The organism is Janthinobacterium sp. FW305-128, assembly GCF_020858135.1.
Lineage (GTDB): Bacteria > Pseudomonadota > Gammaproteobacteria > Burkholderiales > Burkholderiaceae_D > Janthinobacterium.
Window position 1 is genome coordinate 136,737 of the sequence record NZ_JACYMK010000002.1, and the last position, 11,155, is coordinate 147,891.

Genomic DNA, 11,155 nt, shown 5'->3' on the forward strand with positions numbered 1-11,155 from the left:
ACCCGCCGGGTCTGACCCCGGCTTTGCACTTGGGTTGGCTTTACGAACTCAGTAGAAAACAACAAGGAGACAGCATGACCATCAAAGTTGCCATCAATGGCTATGGCCGCATCGGCCGCAACGTTTTGCGCGCGTTTTATGAAGGCGGCAAGCAGCAGGATATCGAGATCGTCGCCATCAACGACCTGGGCGATGCCAAGTCGAATGCGCATTTGACGCGCTACGACACGGTGCACGGCAAGTTTCCCGGCGTCGTCACCATAGATGGCGAGAACATGCTCGTCAATGGCGACCGCATCCGCGTGTTCGCGCAGCGCGATCCGGCCCTGATTCCATGGGGAGAGTTGGGCGTGGACGTCGTGCTTGAATGCACGGGTTTCTTCACGACCAAGGAAAAAGCCTCGGCCCACCTGAAGGGCGGGGCAAAGAAAGTCATCATTTCCGCGCCGGGCGGCAAGGATGTGGACGCCACCATCGTGTTCGGCGTCAACCAGCATGTCTTGAAGGCATCGGACACAGTGATTTCGAATGCTTCGTGCACGACGAATTGCCTCGCGCCATTGGTCAAACCCCTCAACGACGCCATCGGCATCGAATCGGGCCTGATGACCACCGTGCACGCCTACACGAACGACCAGGTACTCTCCGACGTGATGCATGAAGACCTGCGCCGCGCCCGTTCGGCCACGCATTCGATGATCCCCACCAAGACGGGCGCGGCGGCCGCTGTCGGCCTGGTGCTGCCGGAACTCAATGGCAAGCTCGATGGTTTCGCCGTGCGCGTGCCGACCATCAACGTCTCCTTGGTCGACCTGTCCTTCATCGCCAAGCGCGATACGACGGTGGAAGAGGTGAATGCCTTGCTGAAAACGGCGTCGGAAGGCGCCCTGAAAGGCATCCTGACCTACCAGACGGAACCGCTCGTTTCCATCGACTTCAACCACAACCCGGCCTCGTCGAACTTCGATTCAACCTTGACCAAGGTCTCGGGCCGCCTCGTGAAAGTGTCGTCGTGGTACGACAACGAGTGGGGTTTCTCGAACCGCATGCTCGACACCACGGTCGCCCTGATGGCGGCCAAGTAAGAAGAACCAGCGCTGATCCAGCGCACCAGGACGGCCGGCCCACAAGGCCGGCCCTTGTAGCAACTCATATAGAAAGCAGCACACCATGACCATGCAAGTACGGCAACGCGCCACCAAGATCGTTTCCACCATCGGCCCCGCTTCGAACGATATCGATACCCTCGTCCGCATGTTCAAGGCCGGCGTCGACGTCGTGCGCCTGAACTTCTCGCATGGCAAGGCGCAAGACCATATCGACCGCGCCCGCATGGTGCGCGAAGCGGCAGCCCTGTGCGGCCGCGAAGTGGCCATCATGGCCGACTTGCAAGGCCCGAAAATCCGCGTCGGCAAGTTTGAAGAAGGCAAGATTTTCCTGGAAAACGGCGCTTCCTTCATCCTCGACGCGAAATGGGGCGAAAACGGCGAACTGGGCAACATCGAGCGCTGCGGCCTCGACTACAAGGAATTGCCGCGCGACTTGCGCACCGCCGACGTATTGTTGCTCAACGATGGCCTCATCGTCCTGACGGTCGACAAGGTTGTCGGCAGCGAAATCCATACGACGGTGAAAATCGGCGGCGAATTGTCGAACAACAAGGGCATCAACCGCCAGGGCGGCGGCTTGTCCGCGCCAGCCCTGACGGCGAAAGACATGGAAGACGTGAAAACGGCGATGAGCTTCCAGGCCGATTACGTGGCCGTCTCGTTCCCGAAAAACGCCACGGACATGGTCATGGCGCGCCAGCTGGCCAATATCGCCGGCGAAGCGTGGGACCACAAGCCGATGATGATCGCCAAGATCGAACGGGCGGAAGCCATTCCCGCGCTGCAAGAAATCCTCGACGCCTCCGACGGCATCATGGTGGCGCGCGGGGACCTGGCCGTGGAAGTGGGCAATGCGGCCGTGCCGGCCTTGCAAAAGCGCATGATCAAGATGGCGCGCGCGTCGAACAAGCTGGCCATCACGGCCACGCAGATGATGGAATCGATGATCGTCAACGCCGTGCCGACCCGCGCGGAAGTGTCCGACGTGGCCAACGCCGTGCTCGATGGCACGGATGCCGTCATGACGTCGGCGGAAACGGCCTCGGGCCGCTACCCGATCGAAACGGTGGAAGCGATGGCCGCCATCTGCCTGGACGCGGAAAAGTGGGATACCTGCAAGCTCGATGCCGATTTCCTCAACGCCACGTTCTCGCGCATCGACCAGTCGATCGCCTACGGCGCGCTGTTTACAGCCCACCACCTGCGCGTGAAAGCGATCGCCACCCTGACGGAATCGGGCTCCACAGCCCTGTGGATGAGCCGTTGCAACATCGATATTCCCATCGTCGCCCTGACCCCGAGTGTGGGCACGCGCCGCAAGCTGGCCCTGTACCGCAACGTCAGCACCCTGGAACTGACGTCCGGCACGGACCGCGACAAGGTTTTGCAGCAGGCGGAAGATTTGCTGGTGGAACATAAAGTCGTGACCAAGGGAGACACCGTCGTGCTGACCTGGGGCGAGCCGATGGGCAAGGTCGGCGGCACGAACGCGTTGAAGATCATGAAGATCGGTCAGCACTAAATCGTCCACTGGTGCCGGTGCCCGCCTGGCGGACCCGGCCTCATCCTGCTTTGCCCCGTATATCCAGCAATTATAAAAAATATATTTATTAATTGTAAAAATTAATAGATTTAAATACAATTACATGCATCGTGTTTTTGATAGCCCATCCATAAAGGCTTTGCATGCAGTTATTTCGTCTTGCCGCCATCTCCTTGTTGACCGTTGCGGGCTTGCCGGTGCATGCCGGGGCGGCCGTCTTTCCTGCCACCCCGGCGGCGGACATCGCACAGCATTTCACTGATTACTATGGCGTGCGCCAGCATGCGCAGCAGCGTGTCCAGGTGACGACGGCGACGCTGGGCGGCGTTACGCGGCCCGTGGTGCGCGCTGACTGGTACAGCACGGACGCCACGCCGCACAGCGATGCCTACCTGTTGAACGAACAGCATCCCGTGCAATCGCCCCGGCGCTGGTATGCCATGAGCATCTTCCTGCCGGTCGACTGGATTGCCACCAGCGTGCCCGTCACCGTGGCCCAGGTCGACAACGGCAGCGGGGCAGGTGCATTGGCGCCGCCGCTTGCACTGCAGATACGTGGCGACCAGCTGACGCTGAACATGAATTTCAATCATCGGACTAGCGATATCACGCCCGCCAATTCTGCGCGCCGCACGGTGCTGGCTGGGCCGGCAACTCTGGGCAGCTGGCATTGCATGGTGGTGCGTGCTGACTGGTCTGCGGTGGCCGGCACCGGTGAATTGCGGGTGTACATGAATGGCAGTGCGAAGGAAACTTTCTTTGCCCGCTTAAGCCACAACAGCTATGCGGGCGCGCTGCACGTGCCGCGCGTGGGCTTGAGCGTACCCGAGGGGGCGGCACCCGGCCATCGCGTGATGTATGCCGACTTTATATGGGTGGGCGATGCCGCCGCATCACTCAATGACTTGACGCAAAAGACGCCTTGCCATGCAGCGCCTTGAGCAATCCCTGAAGCAAAGGTTTCCCATGCGCTCATTTATCGCCACCGCCATGCTGGCATTGCTGGCCGCCACGCCGCTGCACGCGCAGGTCGTCAACAGCATCGGCGGACCCGTGACCACCATGGCGCCGACCAGCTTGCCCAGGCCAGCCAGTTTTGACAATGTGACGACACGCTATTTCAGCTGGCTGTATGGCATTAGCGCCGGCAATCCTGCTGGCCTGGAATTGGTGGGCGATCCCGCCGTGACGCAAGGCGTCGAGATGCGCAAGGTATTTCGCATGACGGTCAATGCCAGCGATCCCGACGATTATGGCAAGCGCACAGAGGTAACGCCATCGTATGAGCGCATGCCCCAGGGGCGCCGTTGGTATGCGGGCGGCGTGTATTTTCCCGCCGACTGGGACTTGACGGGCAAGGATGGCTGGATCGTCGTCTTCCAGGTGCACAGCTCCAGGGGCATCGTCGTGACGTCGCCACCGTTCTCGATCGTCGCCAACGGCCCCGACCTGCTGCTGGAGACGCGGGCCAATCACCGCGACACCTACACGCTGAAGGACGGTGTGATGGTGCCCGATGCGACCCCGAACAACACGATGCATCAACGGTTGGTGCTGGGGAAAATTGAACGTGAGAAATGGTATTGCGTGGTACTCGATGCGGATTGGCAGCATGCCTCAGGCACGGGCGCATCGCGCCTGTGGCTCAATGGCAAGTTGGTGTATGAGGGAAGCAATTTCCCGACCCACTATATGAATGTGGACTTGCCGTTGCGCGGCAATTATCCGAAGACGGGCGCCTACCTGGGCGGATTTCAGGACACGCTGCACGGCAAGCGTGTCCTGTACACGGATTTCATCCATCTGGGCGGCGCCGCCAGTACCTATGCGCAAATGGCCGGTCAGACGCCATGCCCCGTGCCGCCGGCAACGTAGTCAAGGCGACAGCTTCACCACTGTCGTCAGTGCTATGAGCCTCAGTCTTAAGAATTGCTGAAAAAAACGTGCTCAGCGGCGCATTGCCTTGCAGACGCCCAATCTGCCATTGCGATGCCCGCGTTTCCGTGTCAGCATGGTTCTCCTGCCTTGCAAGGCGCATCTGGAGTGCATGATGACTGCATACTTGCCTGCCTTGATCTGGTCGCTGTCGGCTTTCGTTTGCCTCTTCATTGCCAAGCGCCGCTCCTTGAAAACTACGGCTGTCAGGGCCATCCTGGTGGTGCTCCTGGGGCCGTTTGCCATTCCCTTCGTATTGGCCGCCAGGCCCGGGATGCACGGCTAAGCGTGCGGCCTGCGAGCGTTCCTCTTTGCTATATTTAAACTTTTAGCGAATGGAATGCCCATGAAACGCAGCGCGTCCCTGTTCCTGACGATGATCCTTCCCCTGTGCGCAGCCGCGTCCGCCTCGGCGGCGGAACCGGCGCAGCGCTTGCAGCGTGCCACGGGGCTGTGGAAGGTGACGCCCGCCACCTCGCCGTTTTCCTGGGAAATTTGCGTTGATCAGCAACGCGACCGCCTGATCGACGACGACTTGTGGAGCGATTTCGAGCAGGAATGCCAGATCGCGTCGCAAAGCCGCCAGGGCGACAGCTATACTTTCCAGTCCAGCTGTCCTGGCGCCAGGCTGGCGGGCAGTTTCAAGGGCGACCTGGCCAAGGCGTATACCCTGACCGCCGATACCACTATCGAACTGAACGGCAAGACCGAGGTGCAACGCACGGAACTGGCGGGCGTATTCCTCGGTGCCTGTCCCGCCGGGTTGGCGCCGGGCGCGAAGAAAATGCGCGGCGGCATGGTCATGAAGAGCTTGTATCTTAGCCGCTAAGGGCCGGTAACCGCGCTGAAACAACGGTTTCCAGCGATAGGCAGGCGCCGGCATTGACGCCGGAGGCCAGGATTTGTGATAATGAGAATTATTATCAATTAGTCGCGCCTTGCCTTGCGCGCATTGGGGTCCCGAGTGAACATTGCGCAGTCCAGCGAGTCGATTGCAGGCATCTACAGCAGCCACCACGGCTGGCTGATGCGCTGGCTGCGCGCCAAGCTGCAGTGCGCCGACCATGCGGCCGACCTGGCGCACGATACCTTCGTGCGCCTGCTGACGGCGCCGCCCGAGAGCCGGCAAAGCCTGCGCGAACCGCGCGCCTATCTCACCACCGTGGCGCAGCGCCTGCTGATCGACCATTACCGGCGCCTGTCGCTGGAGCAGGCGTGGCTGGAAACCCTGGCGCAGCAGCCCGATCTGCTGATGCAGTCGCCGGAAGAGCGTTTGCTGGTATTGGAAGCCTTGCAGCGCATCGATGCCATGCTCGATGGTTTGCCGCCGCTGGTGCGCGACGCCTTCCTGCTGGCGCATGTCGATGGCCTCGCCTATGCAGAAATCGCCCGGCGCCTGGGCGTGAGCGAGCGCAGCATCAAGCGCTATATGGTGCAGGCGTTCGAGCGCTGCATCCTCTTGATCCTGTGAACGCCAGCACGTCTGCCATCGACCCGCGCGCCGCCCGCGCGGCGGCGCAATGGCTGGTGCGCTTGCACGGGGGGCCTTTGAACGTTGACGAACAGCAAGCCTTCCAGGCCTGGCGCACCAGCGATCCCGCGCACGAAGCGGCCTGGAAAAGGGCCGAGCTCGTGTGCGGCACCCTGGCCAGCGTGCCGCCGGCGCTGCGCCAGGCGGCGGACGGGGCGCCGCAGTCGCCACAGCGGCGTGCCGTGCTCTACGGCCTGGCCGGGCTGATCGTCGCCGGACCGGCGTTGTGGCTGGCCAGCCAGTCGGCGCCGTGGCAGGCGTGGCGCGCGGCCATCCGCACGGCCAGGGGCGAGATCCGCCACATGACATTACCCGATGGCACGCAACTGGTACTCAATACGGACACGGCCATCGACGTGCGCTTTGACGGCGCGGCGCGGCTGGTGGTCTTGCATGCCGGGGAAATACACGTCGCCACGGCGCACGACGGGGCCGTGCCGGCGCGCCCGTTCCTCGTGCGCAGCAGTAATGGCGTCGTGCGCGCGCTCGGTACGCACTTCAGCGTGCGCCACGGCGGCAGCGTGCTGGCGCCGCGCACGCAGGTGAGCGTCAGCGAGGGCGCCGTCGAGATCCGGCCAAGGGAAGCTTCCGACGCCTTGCGCAGGGTCGATGCGGGCCGGCAGGGCAGTTTTGACGACGCGGCCGTTTCCGCCTTGACGCCGCTGGCGCCGCATGCGGACGCCTGGCTGCGGGGCGTGCTGATCGCCGAGCGCATGCCGCTGGGCGAGGTGCTCGAACAGGTAGCCCGCTACCGCTATGGCGTGCTGCGCTGCGATCCGGCGCTCGCCGCCATGCCCGTGGACGGCATCTTCCAGTTGCACGACCCGGACAACATCCTGCTCTTGCTGCAGCGCGCCTTGCCGATCCGGCTGGCGCGCCGCACGCGCTACTGGATCAGTGTCGAGGCGGCTTGAGCTTGTCGGCTTAGCGTGGCCTTGCCACGCTAAGCCGACCTACGCCTGTCGGGTATGGTAGGTCGGCTTAGCCCGCAGGGCGTAAGCCGACGTGCTCCAATTTACTTCTTGCCTGTCCCTTTTTGCAGATTGCTTCGTCATACAAGGTAGAGAACGAACAATCCGAACCATCGAAAGGGTTTACATGGCTTTGCAGCACCGCACGTTGACAGCAGCACGCATGACGCTCCATCCCACCACCGGCGCCGTGCGCGCCGCGCTGGTCTTGTTTCTCGCCGTGGGCGGCGCCGGCGCCACTTTGCCGCACTTGGCGCTGGCGGCCGAGGCCAGCCAGGCAGCCAGCACACGCGACTACAGCATTCCCGCCGGCAGCCTGCGCGATGCGCTGGCCTCGTTTGCCATCGCCGCCGGCGTGAACCTGTCCACGCAGGGCGTGGCGCTCGACGGCCTGGCGACGCCGGGCTTGCAGGGCCGTTATGGCGTCGCGGCCGGCTTGCAAACGTTGCTGCAAGGCAACGGCCTGGACGTGGTGGACGGCGGCAGCGGCAATTACCTGTTGCGCAAGATCAATACCAGCACGGCCGATGGCGGCCTGGCCAGCATGCCGGCCGTGGTCGTCAGCGCCGAGGCGGACCGCGCCACGGAAGGCACGGGTTTATATACGGCGCGCGCCATGTCGACGGCCACGGGCCTGAACCTGTCGCAACGGCACACGCCGCAAACGGTCAGCGTGATTGCGCGCCAGCAGATGGAAGATTTCGATTTGACCACCTTGCAGGACGTCGCGCGCGCCACGCCTGGCATTATGGCAAGACCCAGGGCGTGTCCGACCAGGAAACCACGTATTTTGCCCGCGGTTTTGCCTTGAGCCACGTCAATGTCGATGGCTTGCCGCTCGATGTCACGGGTTTCAATGAACGCAACGTCTCGGCCGACATGCTGATGTACGACCGGGTGGAAGTGGTGCGCGGCGCCACGGGTTTGATGGAAGGGGCGGGCGCGCCGTCGGGCAGCATCAACATGATACGCAAACGCCCCACGGCCACGCCCCTGCTGAACGCGTCCGCTCACCTGGGCAGCTGGAAGGACCGGCAATTGACGGTGGACGCCGGCAATGCCTTGAACGCCTCGGGCAGCGTGCGCGGGAGGGTGGCGGCCAGCTGGCGCGACAGCGACAGTTTCGTCGACGTGGTCAACAACAGCAATGGCACCGTGTATGCGATCGTCGAAGCGGACCTGACGCCGTCCACCACAGCCGGCATCGGCTTTTCGCGCCAGCACAGCCGCACCGATGGCGTGTTTGTCGGCTTGCCGACGTTTGCCGACGGCCGCCACATGGACTTGCCGCGCTCGACCTTCCTGAACAATGCCGACTCGTTCCAGAAACGCGATAACAACGTCGTCTTCGCCGACCTGGAAACCAGGCTGGAGAAGGGCTGGCGCAGCCGCTTTGCCATCACGCGCATCGATGCCTCGTCCAGCACGCGGAACACCACCAACAGCCGCATCGATGGCGAAATATACAAGCTGAGCCAGTCGGAAACGGGCTGGAAGTACAACACGGAACAGGTGGTGGCTGACTGGCGCCTGAGCGGCCCCGTCACCTGGTTCGGCCGCCAGCACGACCTCATCGTGGGCGCCAGCTACCGCCACGACGATTCGGATGCGGGCCAGAGCTGGGAGGGCGCCGGCACGCGCGTGATCGACATCCGCCAGTGGAATCCCCATGCCTATCGCATGAACGGCGCGCCGTTCGAGCCGTACAACTGGGGCCGCAAGACGGATGAGAAGGGAATTTATGCGGCCGGCAACTTCAGCCTGGCCGATCCGCTGCGCCTGGTGCTGGGCGGGCGCTTCGGCTGGTATGCGCAGGACGTGACGGGCTGGTATGCCAGCAACCCCACGTGGCGGCGCGGCCTGACGGAAAACGCGAAGTTTACGCCGTATGCGGGCCTCGTCTACGACCTGGACCAGCATCACTCCGTGTACGCGAGCGGCACGCAGATCTTCGAGCCGCAAAGCTCGTTGGACGTGCGCGGCAATACTTTGCCGCCGTTGAGCGGCACCAACCTGGAAGTGGGCGTCAAGGGCGAGTACTTCGGCGGCCGCCTCAATGCCGGCGGCGCCCTGTTCCGCATCAAGCAGAATAACCGCGCGATGGCCGATGAAGTCAATTGCCCCACGGGCGGTGCCATCTATTGCGCCCGCGCGGCCGGACAGGTGCAGAGCGAAGGCGTCGATCTGCAATTGTCGGGCTCGCCATTGCCGGGCTGGCAGATCGCCGGCGGCTACACCTATGTGCTGGCCAAATACACGAAAGACAGCGTGGCGGCGAACATCGGCCAGCGCATCGCCACGGATGAGCCGAAGCAATTGTTCAAGCTGTACACGACTGTGCAGCTGCGCGGCAGCCTGGCGCGCTGGAATCTGGGCGGCTCCGTGTACGCGCAGGACAAGATCTACCGCCGCGACACGGGCTACCTGACGCAACAGGGCGGCTACGCCATCGTCGGCTTGACGGCCGGCTACCGCCTGAGCGAGCAGGTGCAGCTGCGCATCAGCGTCGACAACGTGCTGGACCGCCGCTACTACCAGGGCCTCGGCTATGCGTGGTCGGGTGGGCTGGAACGCTACGGCGCGCCGCGCAGCGTGCTGCTGTCCCTGAACTACAAGCTGTAGGGGGGACGTCAGCGGAGCGCGCCCGGCCGGGCGCCTCTGCTACACTGCCGCCGTCTTCACTTTTACACGGTTCCCATGTCCGCCACGCCTGTCCTCACGCCCCTGAAAAGCGCTTTCCAGCAATCGCGCGCCGAGAATAACATCGAGCTGATCCTGCCCGAACTGCTGGCCGCGCAATTGCACGTCGTGATCGGCGGGCAAAGCGAGCAGATCGACCTGTTCCTCGTGCCGTCGCCGAATCCCGAGCGCCAGTGCGTGACGGTGGCGGAAGACCCGGCCTTCCTGGCCGGCATCAATTTTCCCAAGATTCCCGTCACGGGCGCGCAGCTGATCGCGTCGATTCCTCCCGAGATCGAGATCGTCATCCTGCACGGCGATGGTGCCAACTACCTGACGCGCGAACAGCTGGCGTGGTTCCGCGGCATGCTGGCGCCGACCGCTTGAGCGCAGCGCCGTCTCGCAAGCTCAAAGGGGCACGCGCCGAATGGATACGCTTTGCGCCGGCCGACGATGCAAGTTCCCAGGCAGCGATGATGGCCAATCTGCGTCCCGTGCTGTGGCGCAGCGTGCTGCTGGGCGGCTGCGCCCTGATCCTCGCCTTTGTCCTGCAAGCCGTCTGGCGCGACGTGCCATACGCGGGCGATGCGGTGCTGCTGCTCCTGCCGGCGCTGGCCGCCTGGACCGTCGGTCTGGTCCTGCTGCCGGATCGCCATCTGTCCTTTGATGTCGAAATCAACGACGCCGGCCTGTTGCTGCGCCGGGTGGCGCGGCGTTTGCCCGGTCATGAGAAGGCGCTGCAGCTGGGACTGCGCAGATACGCGCGCTCGAGGTAGTCGCCTACGCGGGCGCGGTAACCGTCTACCGGGGCGGGCCACCGATGGCGCGCCTGGAGTTGCTGCTGCACACGACCCTCGACGACTGCCCGCTGATTCGCGTGATTGGCATGGATCTGCCCGTGCCGCAGCGCTGGTCCTTGCGGCAGATCAAGGACGAGTTGAGCCGCCGTTGCAAGCTGGCCGGTATTCCTGTCGCCGTGCGGGCCGGTCCCACCTATCAGGAATCTGCCGCGATACGCGCGCAGTGGCCGACAGGCTGAGCGGCCGGAAATTGTCGCATCAGGGCTGCGGAATATTTGTCTTTTGGCAACTATATTGCTGAAGTCCTATGAATATGTTCGCAAAGCAACTATACTCATCATTCTTTAAGAAATCATCGTCACGCTGGCGGCCAGATATCCGCGCCAGAGTTCGTACGCATTCCGCTTTTTCCCTCTGTAAAAAGCACCTTTCCCCCGCGCGGCAGGCGCGGGCGTGATGACCGAGCCTTGCCCTGGTCGACTGCTGCCGTTGTCATTTTCGCTGTGTTGCCGCTTTACTAAAAAGCCCGGCGCCGGCGCGCGGTGCGCCGTCATGTTTTGCGACGTCACGTTTCACTCTATTCGGTT

At 63.2% G+C, this 11,155-nt stretch carries 14 protein-coding genes; 13 read left to right on the forward strand and 1 reads right to left on the reverse strand.

The window, feature by feature from the left end:
- Positions 1 to 74: 74 nt before the first annotated feature.
- The 13 genes from gap (at position 75) to IGS60_RS05420 (ending at position 10,807) form a co-directional block, all read left to right on the forward strand.
- Complete coding sequence (gene gap / locus IGS60_RS05360) at positions 75 to 1,085, forward strand: type I glyceraldehyde-3-phosphate dehydrogenase (RefSeq protein ID WP_121669631.1); 1,011 nt, start codon at positions 75 to 77, stop codon at positions 1,083 to 1,085.
- Positions 1,086 to 1,170: 85 nt separating this feature from the next.
- Positions 1,171 to 2,631, forward strand: a complete 1,461-nt coding sequence (gene pyk / locus IGS60_RS05365; RefSeq protein WP_230502874.1) for a pyruvate kinase — start codon at positions 1,171 to 1,173, stop codon at positions 2,629 to 2,631.
- A 164-nt stretch (positions 2,632 to 2,795) separates the two neighbouring features.
- Positions 2,796 to 3,593 (forward strand): heparin lyase I family protein, encoded by a 798-nt coding sequence (locus IGS60_RS05370; protein ID WP_083287220.1) that lies wholly within the window; start codon positions 2,796 to 2,798, stop codon positions 3,591 to 3,593.
- Between the two features lie 25 nt (positions 3,594 to 3,618).
- Positions 3,619 to 4,527: a heparin lyase I family protein gene (locus IGS60_RS05375; RefSeq protein ID WP_230502876.1), complete on the forward strand. Its 909-nt coding sequence runs from the start codon at positions 3,619 to 3,621 to the stop codon at positions 4,525 to 4,527.
- Positions 4,528 to 4,699: 172 nt separating this feature from the next.
- A complete protein-coding gene (locus IGS60_RS05380; RefSeq protein ID WP_230502878.1) occupies positions 4,700 to 4,873 on the forward strand; it encodes a hypothetical protein in 174 nt (57 codons plus the stop codon).
- 60 nt (positions 4,874 to 4,933) lie between these two features.
- A complete protein-coding gene (locus IGS60_RS05385; protein WP_230502880.1) occupies positions 4,934 to 5,416 on the forward strand; it encodes a DUF3617 family protein in 483 nt (160 codons plus the stop codon).
- A gap of 135 nt (positions 5,417 to 5,551) precedes the next feature.
- Positions 5,552 to 6,058: a sigma-70 family RNA polymerase sigma factor gene (locus IGS60_RS05390; protein WP_368858611.1), complete on the forward strand. Its 507-nt coding sequence runs from the start codon at positions 5,552 to 5,554 to the stop codon at positions 6,056 to 6,058.
- Positions 6,055 to 7,032 (forward strand): FecR family protein, encoded by a 978-nt coding sequence (locus IGS60_RS05395; protein ID WP_230502882.1) that lies wholly within the window; start codon positions 6,055 to 6,057, stop codon positions 7,030 to 7,032. The genes IGS60_RS05390 and IGS60_RS05395 overlap by 4 nt, the downstream gene beginning before the upstream one ends.
- A gap of 220 nt (positions 7,033 to 7,252) precedes the next feature.
- The gene (locus tag IGS60_RS05400; protein ID WP_230502884.1) at positions 7,253 to 7,900 is read left to right on the forward strand and encodes an STN domain-containing protein; all 648 of its coding nucleotides are present in this window, start codon (positions 7,253 to 7,255) and stop codon (positions 7,898 to 7,900) included.
- Positions 7,855 to 9,711: a TonB-dependent siderophore receptor gene (locus tag IGS60_RS05405; protein ID WP_230502885.1), complete on the forward strand. Its 1,857-nt coding sequence runs from the start codon at positions 7,855 to 7,857 to the stop codon at positions 9,709 to 9,711. The genes IGS60_RS05400 and IGS60_RS05405 overlap by 46 nt, the downstream gene beginning before the upstream one ends.
- A 75-nt stretch (positions 9,712 to 9,786) precedes the next feature.
- The gene (locus tag IGS60_RS05410) at positions 9,787 to 10,155 is read left to right on the forward strand and encodes a hypothetical protein (protein ID WP_070291444.1); all 369 of its coding nucleotides are present in this window, start codon (positions 9,787 to 9,789) and stop codon (positions 10,153 to 10,155) included.
- The gene (locus IGS60_RS05415) at positions 10,152 to 10,544 is read left to right on the forward strand and encodes a hypothetical protein (RefSeq protein ID WP_230502887.1); all 393 of its coding nucleotides are present in this window, start codon (positions 10,152 to 10,154) and stop codon (positions 10,542 to 10,544) included. Before IGS60_RS05410 ends, IGS60_RS05415 begins: the two co-directional genes overlap by 4 nt.
- A 44-nt stretch (positions 10,545 to 10,588) precedes the next feature.
- Entirely contained in the window at positions 10,589 to 10,807 is a 219-nt protein-coding gene (locus tag IGS60_RS05420) for a hypothetical protein (RefSeq protein ID WP_230502889.1), read from the forward strand.
- A gap of 105 nt (positions 10,808 to 10,912) precedes the next feature.
- On the opposite strand, the gene IGS60_RS05425 is transcribed toward IGS60_RS05420, so the two are convergent.
- Positions 10,913 to 11,137 carry a hypothetical protein gene (locus IGS60_RS05425; protein ID WP_139143139.1) on the reverse strand — a complete coding sequence of 75 codons (225 nt, stop codon included), beginning with the start codon at positions 11,135 to 11,137 and terminating at the stop codon, positions 10,913 to 10,915.
- Between the last annotated feature and the right edge of the window lie 18 nt (positions 11,138 to 11,155).